The organism is Cupriavidus sp. 8B (assembly GCF_054589115.1).
The window spans coordinates 1-233 of sequence record NZ_BAAILO010000395.1 but is presented as its reverse complement, the minus strand read 5'-3'; the positions used below and the strand labels follow the sequence as shown (position 1 = coordinate 233).

General features: G+C 57.1%; 1 protein-coding gene. It reads right to left on the bottom strand.

The features are described from left to right. Positions 1 to 233 (bottom strand): glutathione binding-like protein (locus tag ACYP5B_RS37605; RefSeq protein WP_459572962.1); only part of this gene is annotated, 233 nt, incomplete at both ends.

Here is a 233-nt window from a genome sequence, read left to right as displayed (position 1 = left end):
GCATCGTACCAACGCCGAACGTTGTCGAAGTCATCCAGCGTCAGATCGGGAAACCCACGACGCCAGATCCAACCGAAATGAGCAATGTCGGCAATGGAAAACTCGTCTCCTGCCGCGTACTCGCGCTCTTCCAAAATCCCATCGAGCAGCCCCAGTTGCCGCTTCGCTTCCGTGACGAATCGCTCTACCGCGTGAGGAATTTGCTCAGGCGCAAACTTCTGGAAGTAGCCGGC